17 protein-coding genes are annotated in these 15,341 nt (G+C 55.4%); 7 read left to right on the top strand and 10 right to left on the bottom strand.

Annotated features, from left to right (window positions below):
* Nucleotides 1-86 precede the first annotated feature (86 nt).
* Nucleotides 87-1,100 carry an NAD(P)-dependent oxidoreductase gene (locus ABK821_RS07670; protein WP_308560920.1) on the top strand — a complete coding sequence of 338 codons (1,014 nt, stop codon included), beginning with the start codon at nucleotides 87-89 and terminating at the stop codon, nucleotides 1,098-1,100.
* On the opposite strand, the gene ABK821_RS07665 is transcribed toward ABK821_RS07670, so the two are convergent.
* Both ABK821_RS07665 and ABK821_RS07660 read right to left on the bottom strand, forming a co-directional pair.
* Nucleotides 1,097-1,927: an N-acetylmuramoyl-L-alanine amidase gene (locus ABK821_RS07665; protein WP_343178245.1), complete on the bottom strand. Its 831-nt coding sequence runs from the start codon at nucleotides 1,925-1,927 to the stop codon at nucleotides 1,097-1,099. The genes ABK821_RS07670 and ABK821_RS07665 overlap by 4 nt on opposite strands.
* Nucleotides 1,924-2,247 (bottom strand): heavy metal-binding domain-containing protein, encoded by a 324-nt coding sequence (locus tag ABK821_RS07660; protein ID WP_138360429.1) that lies wholly within the window; start codon nucleotides 2,245-2,247, stop codon nucleotides 1,924-1,926. Before ABK821_RS07660 ends, ABK821_RS07665 begins: the two co-directional genes overlap by 4 nt.
* A gap of 117 nt (nucleotides 2,248-2,364) precedes the next feature.
* On the opposite strand from ABK821_RS07660, the gene ABK821_RS07655 reads away from it, so the two are divergent.
* From ABK821_RS07655 to artJ, 6 genes are all read left to right on the top strand, one after another.
* Complete coding sequence (locus ABK821_RS07655; protein ID WP_395033910.1) at nucleotides 2,365-2,880, top strand: lipoprotein; 516 nt, start codon at nucleotides 2,365-2,367, stop codon at nucleotides 2,878-2,880.
* Between the two features lie 204 nt (nucleotides 2,881-3,084).
* The gene (gene artP, locus ABK821_RS07650) at nucleotides 3,085-3,813 is read left to right on the top strand and encodes an arginine ABC transporter ATP-binding protein ArtP (RefSeq protein ID WP_138360427.1); all 729 of its coding nucleotides are present in this window, start codon (nucleotides 3,085-3,087) and stop codon (nucleotides 3,811-3,813) included.
* Between the two features lie 19 nt (nucleotides 3,814-3,832).
* Nucleotides 3,833-4,564, top strand: coding sequence for an arginine ABC transporter substrate-binding protein ArtI (gene artI / locus ABK821_RS07645; protein ID WP_138360426.1), 732 nt, complete (start codon nucleotides 3,833-3,835; stop codon nucleotides 4,562-4,564).
* A 6-nt stretch (nucleotides 4,565-4,570) separates the two neighbouring features.
* Nucleotides 4,571-5,287 (top strand): arginine ABC transporter permease ArtQ, encoded by a 717-nt coding sequence (gene artQ, locus ABK821_RS07640; protein WP_395033908.1) that lies wholly within the window; start codon nucleotides 4,571-4,573, stop codon nucleotides 5,285-5,287.
* A complete protein-coding gene (gene artM / locus ABK821_RS07635; protein WP_138360424.1) occupies nucleotides 5,287-5,955 on the top strand; it encodes an arginine ABC transporter permease ArtM in 669 nt (222 codons plus the stop codon). The genes artQ and artM overlap by 1 nt, the downstream gene beginning before the upstream one ends.
* 191 nt (nucleotides 5,956-6,146) lie before the next feature.
* Entirely contained in the window at nucleotides 6,147-6,878 is a 732-nt protein-coding gene (artJ, locus tag ABK821_RS07630) for an arginine ABC transporter substrate-binding protein ArtJ (RefSeq protein ID WP_138360423.1), read from the top strand.
* A 68-nt stretch (nucleotides 6,879-6,946) separates the two neighbouring features.
* On the opposite strand, the gene ABK821_RS07625 is transcribed toward artJ, so the two are convergent.
* The 8 genes from ABK821_RS07625 to potF form a co-directional block, all read right to left on the bottom strand.
* Nucleotides 6,947-8,419, bottom strand: a complete 1,473-nt coding sequence (locus ABK821_RS07625; protein ID WP_142501590.1) for an ATP-binding protein — start codon at nucleotides 8,417-8,419, stop codon at nucleotides 6,947-6,949.
* Nucleotides 8,416-9,132, bottom strand: coding sequence for a response regulator transcription factor (locus ABK821_RS07620; protein ID WP_138360421.1), 717 nt, complete (start codon nucleotides 9,130-9,132; stop codon nucleotides 8,416-8,418). The genes ABK821_RS07625 and ABK821_RS07620 overlap by 4 nt, the downstream gene beginning before the upstream one ends.
* Before the next feature lie 78 nt (nucleotides 9,133-9,210).
* Nucleotides 9,211-10,341, bottom strand: coding sequence for a 23S rRNA (uracil(747)-C(5))-methyltransferase RlmC (gene rlmC / locus ABK821_RS07615; RefSeq protein WP_138360420.1), 1,131 nt, complete (start codon nucleotides 10,339-10,341; stop codon nucleotides 9,211-9,213).
* A gap of 42 nt (nucleotides 10,342-10,383) precedes the next feature.
* Nucleotides 10,384-10,872, bottom strand: coding sequence for a YbjO family protein (locus ABK821_RS07610; protein ID WP_142501592.1), 489 nt, complete (start codon nucleotides 10,870-10,872; stop codon nucleotides 10,384-10,386).
* Between the two features lie 57 nt (nucleotides 10,873-10,929).
* On the bottom strand, nucleotides 10,930-11,775 hold the full coding sequence (gene potI, locus ABK821_RS07605) for a putrescine ABC transporter permease PotI (protein ID WP_138360418.1): 846 nt from the start codon (nucleotides 11,773-11,775) through the stop codon (nucleotides 10,930-10,932).
* Entirely contained in the window at nucleotides 11,772-12,725 is a 954-nt protein-coding gene (gene potH, locus ABK821_RS07600) for a putrescine ABC transporter permease PotH (RefSeq protein ID WP_138360417.1), read from the bottom strand. Before potH ends, potI begins: the two co-directional genes overlap by 4 nt.
* Nucleotides 12,726-12,735: 10 nt before the next feature.
* A complete protein-coding gene (gene potG / locus ABK821_RS07595) occupies nucleotides 12,736-13,869 on the bottom strand; it encodes a putrescine ABC transporter ATP-binding subunit PotG (protein ID WP_138360416.1) in 1,134 nt (377 codons plus the stop codon).
* 170 nt (nucleotides 13,870-14,039) lie between these two features.
* A complete protein-coding gene (gene potF / locus ABK821_RS07590; RefSeq protein ID WP_138360415.1) occupies nucleotides 14,040-15,152 on the bottom strand; it encodes a spermidine/putrescine ABC transporter substrate-binding protein PotF in 1,113 nt (370 codons plus the stop codon).
* Nucleotides 15,153-15,341: the final 189 nt, after the last annotated feature.

Genomic DNA, 15,341 nt, shown 5'->3' with positions numbered 1-15,341 from the left:
CAGAATTCTTTCCTTATTCTCATTGCATCACAGTCAGAATCACGGAAAAATGCGCACGAAATTCTTTTGTGAAACAGTGGATCGATATGAAGGTACTGGTTACCGGTGCGACCAGCGGATTAGGCCGCAATGCAGTGGAATATCTGCGTAACAAGGGCATTAGCGTCAGAGCGACCGGGCGCAATGAAGCAATGGGCAAGCTTCTGAGCAAAATGGGGGCCGAGTTCGTCCCCGCCGACTTGACCGAACTGGTCTCCTCGCAGGCCAAAGTGATGCTCGCCGGTATCGACACGCTCTGGCATTGTTCCAGTTTCACCTCCCCGTGGGGCACCCAGCAGGCTTTCGATTTAGCCAACGTCCGCGCCACCCGCCGCCTCGGTGAATGGGCCGTCGCCTGGGGAGTACGCAACTTCGTGCACATCTCTTCGCCGTCGCTCTATTTTGATTACCACCACCATCGCGCTATTCAGGAAGATTTTCGCCCGCAACGTTTCGCCAATGAGTTTGCCCGCAGTAAAGCGGCGAGCGAAGAAGTGATCAACCTGCTGGCGCAGGCCAATCCGAACACCCGTTTTACAATTTTACGCCCGCAAAGCCTGTTTGGCCCTCATGATAAAGTCTTTATTCCGCGCCTGGCGCAGATGATGCAGCACTACGGTAGCGTCCTGCTGCCGCGCGGCGGTAGCGCGCTGGTGGATATGACCTGCTATGAAAATGCGGTGCACGCGATGTGGCTCGCCAGCCAGCCGCTGTGCGACAATCTGCCCTCTGCCCGCGCTTACAATATCAGCAATGGCGAAGCGCAAACCCTGCGCTGCATTGTGCAGAAACTTATCGATGAGCTGGGGATTAAGTGCCGTATTCGCTCTGTGCCTTACCCGATGCTGGATATCATCGCCCGCAGCATGGAGCACTTTGGCAACAAGTCAGCCAAAGAGCCCGCCTTTACCCACTACGGCGTTTCTAAGCTGAATTTTGATTTTACCCTCGATACCACCCGCGCTCAGCAGGAACTGGGCTACCAGCCAGTGATTTCGCTGGATGAGGGCATTATTCGCACTGCCGCATGGCTGAAAGACCACGGCAAGCTACACCGCTAACCTCGCCCGTACTTCTCCAGCAGCGCCTCGGCAATCGCCAGCGTTTCGGCATCGGCAACGCCGTCCCAGCGCGCGGGGCGGAAGTGCATCTGGAAAGCCATAATCACCCGCTTCTGCTGTTCCGGGGTCATCTCCGGCGTGACCTGATAGCCATAGCGAGACAGCACGTCCAGCAGCTCCGCGGTATCTACCGGCTGGTATGAGGGACGCCCTTGCTGATAAAACGCGACCCGCTCCGCATCCGGCCACGCGCCAATCCCCTGCTCCGCCAGCCTGCGCCACGGAAAGCGCGGCCCCGGATCGTCTTTGCGCTGCGGGGCAATATCCGCGTGCGCGACGACGTTCTGCGGCGCAATGTGGTAGCGGGCGATAATATCTTTCGCCAGCGGGATCAGGGCATCAATCTGCGCCGGATTAAACGGCGTGAAGCGCTTCACGCCCGCCGTTTTTTGCCAGCCGCGGTTCTCCAGTTCAATACCAATTGACGTATCGTTAATGTGCGTACTTCCGCGCCAGTAACTGATCCCCGCATGCCAGGCCAGATCCGCTTCCGGCACCAGTTGCCAGATCCGCGGTTTGCCATGATACCGTGGCGGTTTCTCCGGGATCAGGTAGTGGGCGCTCACCTGATTGTCGGTCAGCGTCGCCAGCGAAACGTCAAAATCATCGGCGGTATAGTGAATAACCAGCACTTTGATGCGCGGATACGCCGCCTGCGCCGGATGGCGCGTATCCAGCTGATAACCATCGCGATCGATAATGCCGTTTTCCGTGGCGCAGCCCGCCAGCAGTAGCGCCAACAAGACGCCCGCCCGGCAAATTTTCATCGCCGGGTCTTCACCGCGGTGCCGCTGACGCTCACCATCAACATGCTGCTGTCCTTGCCGACGGTTTCATAATCAATATCAATCCCGACAACCGCGTCGGCGCCCAGCGCTTTCGCCTGTTCGCTGAGCTCTTCAAAGGCGATTTCACGGGCTTTACGCAGCTCTTTTTCATAGGCGCCGGAACGACCGCCGACAATATCGCGAATACTGGCGAAAAAATCGCGAAAAACGTTAGCCCCGAGAATCGCTTCCCCGGTAACGACGCCGCAGTATTTAATGATCGGCTGGCCTTCCAGAGTCGGTGTGGTTGAAAATTGCATGGTGAAACTCCTCCTTTAACGTTCAATGCGTTAGCTTTGCGGATCAAGCACAATCCCTATCTGATACACTATGCTTTAAAAGATATTCTAACGCAGCGAGCTTATAAGGAAATCATCATGCGCTACAACGTTCTTGCATTTGTCCTCCCCTGCGCGCTGGCGCTCAGCGCCTGTACCACCGTGACACCGGCCTACAAAGACAACGGCACCCGCAGCGGCCCTTGTATTGAGGGCGGCCCGGATGACGTGGCGCAGAAGTTTTACAATTACCAGATACAACATCACAACAGTGATTTGACGGCGCTGCGTCCGTACCTGAGCGATGGTCTGGCGAAACTGCTGAGCGACGCGCGTCACTCCCCGTCAAACCACGCCTTGTTGCAGTCTAATCTGTTCTCCAGCAACGCCACGCCGGCCGACAGCGCCGAAGTCGCCAGCGCTTCGACAATTCCAAACCGCGATGCACGCAACATTCCGCTGCGCGTTACGCTAAAACAGGCGACGCAAAGCTGGAAAGACGAGGTACTGATGATTCAGGAAGGCCAGTGCTGGGCCGTCGATGACGTACGTTACCTCAGCAATAACGCCCATGCGCCGGCAGGCACTCTGCGTCAGAGTCTCGAAAATCGCTAATCAAGGCGTATAACCCGGTAAAATGTCGGTATTTCCTCTGCTAATACCGACATTTACGCCCCCCGCCTTTACGAACCCATATTTTGTGCTAACTTTAACGCTAATCGTGGTTTACATTTAACTTTTAACGCATAAATATTGCATAACTATTCTGCCAAAGGTACTATTTGCGGCCTCAATTGCTATTAGTATCAGACTGCCCAGATGAGTATTAAACTAAACGGCATTAATTGCTTCTACGGCGCACACCAGGCGCTGTTCGACATCACGCTGGATTGCCCGCAGGGGGAAACGCTGGTGCTGCTCGGCCCCAGCGGTGCCGGTAAAAGCTCGTTGCTGCGCGTACTCAACCTGCTGGAGATGCCGCGTTCCGGCACGTTACATATTGCCGGAAATCATTTCGACTTTACCAGAACGCCTTCTGATAAAGCCATTCGCGAACTGCGCCAGAACGTGGGGATGGTTTTCCAGCAGTACAATCTGTGGCCGCACCTGACCGTGCAGCAAAACCTGATTGAAGCCCCCTGCCGTGTGCTCGGGTTAAGTAAAGATCAGGCTCTGGCGCGCGCTGAAAAGCTACTTGAACGTTTGCGCCTGAAACCCTACAGCGATCGTTACCCGCTGCATCTTTCCGGCGGTCAGCAGCAGCGCGTCGCCATTGCCCGCGCGCTGATGATGGAACCACAGGTGTTGCTGTTTGATGAACCCACGGCGGCGCTTGATCCAGAAATCACCGCTCAGATCGTCAGTATTATCCGCGAACTGGCTGAAACCGGCATTACGCAGGTCATTGTCACCCACGAAGTGGAAGTGGCGCGTAAAACAGCGAGCCGCGTGGTGTATATGGAAAATGGTCATATCGTTGAACAAGGGGATGCCCGTTGCTTCACGCATCCGCAAACCGACGCGTTTAAAAACTATCTGTCACATTGATGTTTTCGGGGAAATGACGATGAAAAAAGTACTGATTGCCGCTCTTCTTGCGGGCATGAGCCTCTCCGCTACCGCTGCCCAAACTATTCGCTTCGCGACCGAGGCCTCCTACCCGCCGTTTGAATCGATCGACGCCAGTAACAAAATCGTTGGTTTTGACGTCGATCTGGCGAACGCCCTGTGTAAAGAGATTGATGCCACCTGCACCTTTACCAACCAGGCTTTCGATAGCCTGATCCCAAGCCTGAAGTTCCGCCGTTTCGATGCGGTCATGGCCGGGATGGATATCACCCCGGAGCGTGAAAAGCAGGTGCTGTTCACGACGCCGTACTATGATAACTCCGCGCTGTTCGTCGCTCAGCAGGGTAAATTCACCAGCATTGATGCGCTGAAAGGCAAAAAAGTCGGCGTGCAGAACGGCACCACCCACCAGAAATTTATCAACGACAAGCACCCGGAAATCACCACCGTTCCTTATGACAGCTACCAGAATGCGAAGCTGGATCTGCAGAATGGTCGTATTGACGCGGTGTTCGGCGATACCGCCGTGGTCACCGAATGGCTGAAGAGCAATCCGAAGCTGGCGGCGGTGGGCGATAAAGTCACCGATAAAGACTACTTCGGTACTGGCCTCGGTATCGCAGTGCGCCAGGGCAATACCGAACTGCAGCAGAAATTTAACGCTGCGCTGGAAAAAGTAAAAAGCGATGGGACTTATCAGTCTATCTACAATAAATGGTTCCAGAAGTAACGCTGAATGAACGAATTTTTTCCCTTAGCAAGCGCCGCCGGGATGACCGTCGGCCTTGCCGTTTGCGCGCTGATCCTCGGCCTGGTGCTGGCGATGCTGTTTGCCGTTCTCGAGTCGGTGAAGCTGCACCCGGTCGCCTGGCTCGCAACCGGCATTGTCACCCTTTTACGTGGGCTACCGGAAATTCTGGTGGTTCTGTTTATCTATTTCGGTTCCTCTCAGCTCCTGTTAACCCTGTCTGACGGCTTTACTATTCACCTCGGCTTTGCGCAGATCCCCGTACAGGTGCAAATTGAAAACTTCGACGTCAGCCCGTTCCTCTGCGGAGCCGTAGCCCTCTCTCTGCTGTATGCCGCTTACGCATCGCAAACCCTGCGCGGGGCGCTAAAGGCAGTCCCACAGGGGCAATGGGAATCCGGCCAGGCGCTGGGGTTATCGAAATCCGCTATTTTCTTCCGCCTGGTGATGCCGCAAATGTGGCGCCACGCGCTGCCGGGTCTCGGCAACCAGTGGCTGGTGCTGCTGAAGGATACCGCGCTGGTAAGCCTGATCAGCGTCAACGACCTGATGCTGCAAACCAAAAGTATCGCCACCCGTACCCAGGAGCCGTTTAACTGGTACATCATCGCAGCGGCAATCTATCTGGTCATCACCCTGGTGAGTCAGTACATTCTCAAACGTATTGACCAGCGTGCGACACGCTTCGAACGGAGACCTGGCTGATGCTTGATTATTTACCCGAACTGCTGAAAGGGCTGCACACCAGCCTGACGCTGACCGCGGCCTCGATCGTTGTGGCGCTGATTTTATCGCTGATCCTGACCATCATTCTGACCCTTAAAACGCCGGGGCTGGTGTGGTTTGTGCGCGGCTATATTACGCTGTTTACCGGTACACCGCTGCTGGTGCAGATCTTCCTGATTTACTACGGCCCTGGCCAGTTCCCGTCGCTACAGGCGTATCCATTCCTCTGGCATCTGATTTCCGAGCCCTGGCTGTGCGCGCTAATCGCCCTCTCCTTAAACAGCGCCGCTTACACCACGCAGCTGTTTTATGGCGCCATTCGCGCCATTCCGGAAGGCCAGTGGCAATCCTGCGGCGCACTGGGGATGAGCAAAAAGGATACGCTGGCGATTCTGCTGCCGTATGCCTTTAAGCGCGCCCTCTCCTCCTACTCCAACGAAGTGGTGCTGGTGTTCAAGAGTACATCTCTGGCCTACACCATTACGCTGATGGAAGTGATGGGCCACAGCCAGCTGCTCTACGGCCGCACCTATGATGTGATGGTGTTCGGCGCCGCCGGGATTGTCTATCTTATCGTCAACGGTCTGCTGACGCTGCTTATGCGCCTGGTGGAACATAAAGCGCTGGCTTTTGAGCGACGGAACTAGTCTTTTCTTGTACTAAAAGTGCATAATTAGCAAACACCAGACGGATACGGCCAACAGCCTGTCCGTCTTTTTTATTTATGAAAAAATAATTATCCATATTTATTGAATATAAATTCATTTAGTGGCATTGTTAAACCCAGCCGCAGACACGGCACAACATCATAAGATTGACCGACGGGAGTTCCACCACGATGAAAAAGTTAGTTCTGGCCGCACTGCTTACCTCTTGCGCCTTTGGCGCCGCTGCCGCAGAAAAAATCAGCTTTGGCGTTTCGGCGACTTACCCACCGTTTGAATCGCTGGATGCCAGTAATCAGATCGTCGGCTTCGATATCGATCTGGCGAACGCCCTGTGCAAACAGATGCAGGCGGAATGTACTTTTACTAACCATGCGTTCGACAGTCTGATCCCGGCGCTCAAATTCAAGAAATATGATGCCGTTATTTCCGGCATGGACATTACGCCGGAGCGTAGCAAGCAGGTTGCATTTACCGCCCCGTACTACGCCAACTCCGCGCTGGTCATTTCGAAAAAAGATGCTTTCCACTCTTTCGACGATCTGAAAGGTAAACGTATTGGTATGGAAAACGGTACCACGCACCAGAAATATCTGCAGGATAAACATCCGGAAGTGAAAACCGTGGCTTACGACAGTTACCAGAATGCGTTTCTTGACCTGAAAAATGGCCGTATTGATGGGGTATTTGGCGACACCGCCGTGGTTAACGAGTGGCTGAAAACCAACCCGCAGTTGGGCGCGGCGACGCCGAAAGTGACCGATCCGCAATACTTCGGCACCGGCCTCGGCATTGCGGTGCGCCCGGATAATAAAGCGCTGCTGGAAAAACTGAATGCCGCGCTGAAGGCAATTAAAGCCGACGGCACCTATGAGAAAATCAGCAAACAGTGGTTCCCGGAGTAATCACGCCACAGGCGGCGCGATGCGTCTGTCCGGGCTGCCGGGCGGTGCCGCGCCGTACATCAGAAACCTTACAGCGGCAGGGTAAACTGGAAACAGGCCCCTGCCGGCGCTGCGATCAGGCGAATATCGCCGCCGTGCAGTTGCAGCATCCGCCGCACAATCAGCAGCCCCAGTCCCCCTCTTGATGCGCTTTGCGCACCGGACGCAAGTACCGAAGGCCGTTCAAACAGGGTTGCCCGTTGTTCATCAGCAATTCCCGGCCCGCTGTCCGCGACTTCAACAATCAGCGACCGCCCTGACTGACGCGCCGTCAGGCGAATAAGCCCGCCTTCCGGGGTATGACGAATGGCGTTATCGAGCAAATTGGTCAGCACCCGTTCAATCATCGATAAATCTGCGGTTATCTGCGGTAAACCCACCGCCAGATCCAGCTGTAAACCGATTTTGCGCGTGGCGATCGGCAGATCGAATTTTTGCGCCACATCCTGTACCAGTTCAGCCAGGGAAAATGTCTCCGGCTGCGGCTTGATCGCGCCATGCTCCAGACGGGCCAGTTCAAACAACTGCTGCGAAAGATGGCGCACTTTGTTTCCCTGACGCAGCGCGATATTCAGATACTGTTTGTTCTCTTCCGCCGTCAGCCTGTCGGCTTTAAGCGTTAACGTTTCCAGATATCCCAGCAACGAAGTAAGCGGCGTGCGTAAATCGTGGGAGATATTAGCGATAAATTCACGACGCTGACGCTCGCTATCCGCCAGGCGATCCCATTGCCCGGCAATCTGACGGGCCAGCACGATAAACCGTTTATGCAGTACAGCCACTTCATTACCCGGTTTCGCTTCCGGCGTTTGCGCCGCCAGCGCCTTAATTGCATCAATACTATCCTGCTGCTCCGTCGCCACCAGCGCGGTGAGCTGGCGTACCGGGCGGGTAACCCAATACCAGGCAAGCCAGCCCGCCAGCAGGCCAAGCCCCGTCACCAGTAGCAGGGTCCACAGTAGCAGGCTCGACAGCGTTTTCTGCCAGGCGCTGGCCGCCAGTTCGTTGAAGGTTTCCCCCTGCAAAATAATATACAGATAACCGCGCAACTGGCCGTCCAGCCGCAGCGGCGCTACGCTAAACACTTTTTGCCGATCTGCGCTGCGCGGATCGTCGCCATAGATCGGCCATCCGCCGCCTGAGAGGAAAGTGTGTACCGGCGCCAGGTTAACGCGCTGGCGCTTTATATGGCCCGGCGGTGCGGCATCGGCCAGCAGTTTCCCGTCGGGGGAGATTACGTACAACTCCACGCTGGGATTAAAGGTCATCAGCCGGTCAAAAAGCGGCTTCAGCTTCTGGCGGTCAACCTGTCCCCGGGGATCCAGCAGCGGTTCGCGGGCGGCGATTTGCGCTGCCAGCCCGGCGGAAAGACGCTGCACCATCGCATTGCCATATTGCGCGCTACTGTAGAGTTGGATCAGGCAAACGGCTATCGCACATAACAGGAGTAGTAAGGTGAAAACCAGCGCCAGACGCTGGCTAAGGCTGAGGCGGCGGATCATGGCTGCGCCTCTTTCCGCTCCACGGCAAATTTATAGCCTTTACCCCAGACGGTCAGAATGATGTCCGGCTCCGCCGGGTCGCGCTCAATTTTTCCGCGCAGACGGTTAATATGGGTATTGACCGTATGCTCATAGCCGTCGTGCTGATAGCCCCATACCTGATCAAGCAGCGCCAGGCGGGAAAAAACTTCCCCTGGGTGACGGGCAAAGTAGTACAAAAGATCGAACTCACGCGGTGTCAGATCCACCGTCTCGCCGCGCAGCGTCACTTCGCGAGATAAAGGATCAATACTTAAACCATGGCTGGTAATACGCCCGGCATCCATCAGTAAATTCTGGCTCATCGCCTGCTGGCGCCGAAACACCGCTTTGACCCTGGCGGTCAGTTCAAGAATGGAAAACGGTTTGGCGAGGTAATCATCGGCCCCCATCTCCAGGCCCTGCACTCGCTGGGTTTCGCTGGCGCGGGCGCTGATAATAATCACCGGCAAATAACGGGTTTGCTGACGAATACGCCGACAGATTTCCAGACCGTCAACATTAGGCAGCATCAGGTCGAGGATCACCGCATCCCAGTTCGCTTTTTCCAGTTGCCGTAGCGCCTGCGCCCCGTCCGCCTCATGGATAATCTGATATCCCTCATCCTGCAGATTCAGGCGCAACAACGCGGCGATATCGTCATCATCTTCAACCAACAGAATTCTCTTTGCCACCGGCACTGCTCCGCTATTGTTAGATTTCGCTTAACCAGGTTTACCCGATCTTCGCCGCCAGAAAAATTCACATTTTATTTATATTTCGCGAACCAGCAGAGTCAACACTTCGTAGTGGGCGGTGTGAGGGAACATATCGAACAACTGAATACGCGCAATTTGATACCCGTCCAGTTGAGCGATATCTTTCGCCATCGTCCGGGCGTTACAACTGGAGTAGATAATATAAGCAGGCGCCATGCGGCTTAACCAGGCGCACAGCTCCTCGCCGATACCGCGTCGCGGTGGATTCACCAGCACCAGTTCGGGAACCTCCCCTTTGCCGGTGGCGAACTGCGTCGAATCAAGCGCCTGGAAATGCAGATTATGCAGCCCGAGTTCCGCTGCCGACTGCTTCGCACAGGCAATGGCCTCGGGAGCGATTTCAATGCCGGTCAGGCGCATTTGCGGCGTGGCGCAGTGCAGGCCAAAGCCTCCTACGCCGCAAAACAGATCCCACATATGCTTAACCGGCAGTTGGCGCACCCAGTCACGGGCGGTGGCATACAGCTGGCTGGCAACCACCGGGTTAGTCTGAAAGAAGCTTTGCGGACGGATCCACAGCGGCACGCCATTAAAATTTTCCGCCAGCGCCTGTTGGTCGGTCAGGAAGATCTCCTGCTCTCCCTCCATGATCGCCATATGTACCGGCTGAATATTGGCGGTGATCACTTTGAGCTGCGGCAGTTGCGCCCGCAGTTCCGGCAGGGCAGCGCGCAACTGGGCGAGTTTGCTCTCTGAACGCAGGACAAAACGCAGCATCATGCCGCCATCCCGCTGGCTTTCGCTAAGCAGAAGATATTTTAGCTCGCCGCGCCTGCGGGCGACGTTATAGGGCGTTAACCCGGCGCGGGCGATAAACGGCTTGAGGGCGGTAAACACCGGGGCGAAGCTCGCGGGGTATAACGGACAATCGGTGAGATCTTCCGCTGCGCCATCACGGTGCAGCATCCCAAGCAGCGGACGCTCAACGCTACCGCTGACCACCATTTTCGCTTTGTTGCGAAACCCGCTTTCCGGGCCGCAGACTGGCGCGCACCAGTGCGCTACCGGCGTATCCGCCAACAGCGTATGCAGGTCGGCCATTTTATCGGCAAGCTGTTGGGATACCGGCAGTTCCAGCCATTGACAGGAGCGACAACGGCCGGCGTCATAAAGTGCGCAGTGCATAACAAAACCTTCAAAAAAACAGGGGCGGGGATTGTATCACCGTTACTGTAAGCGGAAAAAGCGTCGGCACGGCGCAGGAATAAACAGAAGCGCCAGCATCAACAGCTCCGGTGATTTTTGCAGTATCAGAGAACGCAATATTTCGCGCTTCGATTCTCCGGCGATGCTAAACAACTCGGGGTAACCGTAGCCCAGCGATGCCGCCCACAAGTAGCCGATCACCATAACCTGGGTCAACAGATAGATCCAACGCGCCCGGTTGCTCCCTTTCACCAGCGAAAATGCGCACCAGAGCTCAACAAACACCAGCACCAGGCTCGAGAAGAAAACCAGCGTCAACGCCCATGTCTGTACGCTGCGATGGACAAATTCAACGATGCCCTCAACACCTAGCTGATTGAAGATCATCAGTAAATCCACACCACGGATCAGAATAATGGCGAAAGCGACCACCTGCACCAGCACAGGTACGTTAAGACGAGCATGAGATGCTCGCGTTTTAGTAAACAATCCCAACGTAAAGTCTTCCATGAAAACGGCGCCGCAAAGACGGCGCCGATGTTAACTCTACTGCAGATTTTAGGCGGTTCAGCCGCGTCTTGCACGCTGGATATCGCGCACCCGCTGTTTTTCCGCGCGGGCCATCACATACCAGGCGATAAAACCAACAACACCGACGACACCAAGGATGATGGTCGCCAGGGCGTTAATCTCCGGATTGACCCCCATACGTACGCTGGAAAAAACCAGCATCGGCAAGGTTGTCGCCCCCGGCCCGGAAACAAAGCTGGCAATCACCAGGTCGTCCAGCGACAAGGTAAACGCCAGCAGCCAGCCGGAAATCACCGCTGGCATAATCATCGGCAGCGTAATAACGAAAAAAACCTTCAGGGGCGCGGCGCCCAGATCCATCGCAGCCTCTTCAATAGAACGATCCAGTTCGCGCAGACGCGATGAAATCACCACCGCGACGTAAGCGGTGCAGAAGGTGACATGCGCCAGCCAGATGGTGAGCATTCCGCGTTCAGAGGGCCAGCCGATGGCGTGCCCCAGTGAAACAAACAGCAGCAGCAACGACAGGCCGGTGATCACATCGGGCATCACCAGCGGCGCGGTGATCATAAAAGCAAAGCCGTTGGAACCCCGGAAGCGGCCAAAACGCACCATCATCACGGCGGCAATGGTACCGAGGATCACCGCCGCGGTGGCGGCGCACGCGGCAATCGTCAGGCTTAAACCAACCGCGCTGATCATCGCGTCATCATGGAACAGTTCGTAATACCAGCGCGTCGACCACCCGGCCCATACCGTCACCAGCTTTGAACTGTTAAATGAGTAAATGACCAGCATCAGCATCGGCGCATACAGAAAGGTAAAACCAAGCACCAGAATTAAAATTCGCCACGGCGAACGCACTACCGGCAAATGATTCATCCATGTTCTCCCATCTGCTTTTGCTGATGTTTGTGGAACCACATGATCGGTACGATCAGCAGCAATAGCATCACTATCGCCACCGCAGACGCTACCGGCCAGTCGCGGTTGTTAAAGAACTCCTGCCACAGCACGCGGCCAATCATAATGCTGTCCGGCCCACCCAACAGTTCCGGGATAACAAACTCCCCGACCGCCGGAATAAATACCAGCATCGACCCGGCGATAATGCCGCCTTTGGTCAGCGGCACAATCACCTGGAAGAAGGTTTTCAGCGGCCGGGCCCCCAGATCGAGAGACGCCTCGACCAGGGAGTAATCGATACGGCTGAGCGCGGTATAAATTGGCAGCACCATAAACGGCAGATAGGCGTACACAATCCCGATATAGACCGCCAGATTGGTATGCAGGATCTCCAGCGGCTGATCGATAACCCCCAGCCACAGGAGGAAATTATTCAGCACACCGTTACTTTTCAGTAACCCCATCCAGGCATACACGCGGATCAGAAACGACGTCCACGATGGCAGGATAACCAGCAGCAGCAGGATATTGCGCGTTGACGGCTTACTGTGCGCCACCGCCCATGCCAGCGGGTAGCCCAGCAGTAAACAGCAGAACGTCGAGATCCCCGCCACCTGCAGCGACTGCAGATACGCTTCAAAATAGAGCGGATCGTCGGTGAGCTGCAGGAAATTACCGAGATTTAGCGTCAGCGTCAGTTGACCATCCGCCCACTCCAGCAGATCGGTATACGGTGGGATCGCCCGCGCCATCTCCGCGAGGCTGATTTTAAAAACAATCAGGAACGGCAGCAGGAACAGCAGAATCAACCACACGTAGGGAAGCGCGATAACCAGCTTGCGCCCATGGGCCATCTGCAGACGCGCCAGCCACAGCGCGAAACCGCCCGGTTTTTTCACACCTGACGGGGGTTCTAATGTACTCATCACCCTCTCCTTACACCGTCAGCACGACGCAGCTATCCGCATCCCAGCACAAGCGGACCTCATCCCCCCAGGTCGGCGCCCCTTTACGATAACGATGTTCATTCTGCAACTGCGCGCTGATCATCTGCCCGCTTTTCAGGCGAACATGATAGATAGACAGGTCGCCAAGATAGGCAATATGGATAACCTCGCCCAGCGCAAAGTTGTAGCCATCGGCGGGCGGCGCTTCACAGAGCATGATTTTCTCCGGACGCAGGGCGACCCACACCGGTACGTTATCGACCACGGCAGCGTCCGGATCCACCTTCAACGGATGCGTCAGCCCCGGCGAATCCAGCACCAGACCATCGTCCTGACGTTCTTTCACCAGACCTTCAAAGACGTTGACCGAACCGATAAACTCCGCGCTGTAGCGGGTAGTCGGGTGCTCATAAATCTCCTCCGGCTCGCCGATTTGCACAAACTTGCCGCGATTCATAATGGCAATACGCCCTGCCATCGTCATCGCCTCCTCCTGATCGTGGGTAACCATCACGCAGGTCACGCCGACACGCTCAAGAATATCGACCACTTCCAGTTGCATCCGATCGCGCAGCTTTTTATCCAGCGCCCCCATCGGCTCATCAAGTAACAGCAGCTTCGGCCTTTTCGCCAGGCTGCGGGCCAGCGCCACCCGTTGACGCTGGCCGCCGGAGAGCTGATGCGGCTTACGCTTCGCGAACTCCTGCATATGCACCAGCGCCAGCATCTCCTGCACTCTGCTGGTGATTTCGGCTTTCGGCAGCCTGTCCTGTTTAAGCCCAAAAGCGATATTTTGCTCTACCGTCATATGAGGAAACAGCGCGTAGGATTGAAACATCATGTTGATGGGACGCTGATATGGCGGCACCCGTGCCAGATCCACGCCATCCAGCACAATCTGCCCGGCAGTCGGCTGCTCAAATCCCGCCAGCATGCGCAGCAGGGTTGATTTACCGCAGCCGGACGCGCCCAGCAGGGCAAAAATTTCGCCTTTATAAATGGTAAGACTGACATCATCGACGGCATGCTGCCCATCGAAAGACTTGGTTAAATTACGGATTTCCAGTAGCGGGGTCAGCGCTTTAGGGGCCTTCGCCTGCGGGCGAGGGATTGCGTCATTCACGTGAGTGCTCTCCGGCAAAAATCAAAACCATGGCATGGCCCGGTTGCCATACAAAGTGCTTGTTGCTTGTTAGTGCAGTTGCACCATTTAGGGGCGCGCACTCGTCGGGTGCACGGTAATGTTCCCGCTGAGTTGATCCTTTTAGGCCCGGCGAACCGGGCCCTCCGGTCTTATTTTCCGCTTTTTACTTTCGTCCAGGCGCGAGTACGCACCCGGTCGATTTTCGGATCCTGAACTTTTAGCGTAAACAGCTTAGCGAAGACGTCCGCCGGTGGATAAATTGCCGGATTGTCGCGAATCTCTTTACTGACCAGCGGAAGCGAGGCCTTGTTACCGTTGGCATAATAGACGTGATCGCTGATATGAGCGATAACATCCGGGCGCATCAGATAATTGAGGAACTGATAAGCCTCATCTTTATTTTTTGCATCCGCAGGCATCGCGAAAACATCAAAGAACGCCAGCGCCCCCTCTTTCGGAATAAAGTAGGTGACGTTGACCCCGTTCTTCGCTTCTTTCGCCCGGTTCGCCGCCTGCCACACATCGCCCGCCCAGCCGATAGCAACGCAGATGTCGCCGTTGGCCAGGTCGTTAATGTACTGTGAGGAGTGGAAATAGCGGATATTCGGACGCAGCTTCAGCAACAGGTCAGTCGCCGGGCCTGTGTAGTCGCTGGCTTTACTGCTGTTAGGATCTTTACCGAGGTAGTTCAGCACGGTGGCGAAAATCTCTTCCGGTGCATCAAGGAACGAAACGCCGCAGCTTTTCAGTTTTTCCAGATTTTCCGGTTTCAGCACCAGATCCCAGCTGTCCAGAGGCGCATCTTTGCCCAGTACGGCTTTAACTTTATCGATGTTGTAGCCAATCCCGGTGGTCGCCCACAGGTACGGCATTGCGTATTTGTTACCCGGATCATGCTTGGCCACCAGCTTCAGCACATCAGGATCGAGGTTCTTCCAGTTGGGGAGTTTACTTTTGTCCAGAGGCTGAAAAACGCCTGCCGCCAGTTGACGCTCAAGGAAACTCGCCGACGGTACCACCAGGTCAAAACCGGTGCTGCCCGCCATTAATTTGCCCTCCAGCACTTCATTGGAGTCAAAAACGTCATACACCACTTTAATACCGGTCTCTTTTTCAAAATTTGCCACCGTATCCGGCGCAATATAATCAGACCAGTTATAAACATGCAGTGTTTTTTGTTCCGCTGCGAGCGAACCGGCCGAGACGGCCATCAGCGCGCCCGTCACCAGGCCTGTTAACCATTTTTTACCAAAGGCGGTCATATTTATTATTCCTTCTCAATGCCCGTTAGCCAACGGACTTAATATACGCACGTGTGCACATGCAATAATCATGCATGTTTTTATTGCCTAAGAAAAAGGAGAGAGGTTCTCTCCCGGGATGGTTGCCCGCAACGGGAAGCAGCGTCAGAATAACTGTAGCCAGAATAAGAGGCTATAGCCCAGGTAAAA

The organism is Klebsiella sp. KE9456 (assembly GCF_043832615.1).
Classification (GTDB): Bacteria; Pseudomonadota; Gammaproteobacteria; order Enterobacterales; family Enterobacteriaceae; genus Klebsiella; species Klebsiella indica.
Note: the sequence above shows the minus strand (reverse complement) of the source record. Positions and strands in the feature narration are given on the sequence as shown.